Origin of the sequence: Paenibacillus sp. GYB006 (assembly GCF_036577645.1) — a bacterium.
Classification (GTDB): Bacteria; Bacillota; Bacilli; order Paenibacillales; family Paenibacillaceae; genus Paenibacillus.
On record NZ_JARBDA010000109.1, the window covers coordinates 1 to 239 of the forward strand.

The window sequence follows — 239 nt, forward strand, 5'->3', positions numbered from 1 at the left end:
AGGTTTCACGTGCCTCGCACTACTCGGGATCCGTCTCGGAGGGAACAGACTTTTGACTACAGGGCTTTTACCTTCTCTGGCGGGCCTTTCCAGACCTCTTCAACTAATCGGTTCCTTTGTAACTCCACGTGAGACGTCCCACAACCCCAACCAGCAAGCTGATTGGTTTGGGCTAATCCGCGTTCGCTCGCCGCTACTGACGGAATCACTATTGTTTTCTCTTCCTCAGGGTACTTAGA

General features: G+C 52.3%; 1 rRNA gene. It reads right to left on the minus strand.

Annotated features, from left to right (window positions below):
* Positions 1 to 239 (minus strand): 23S ribosomal RNA (locus PV403_RS25395); the annotation flags it as partial.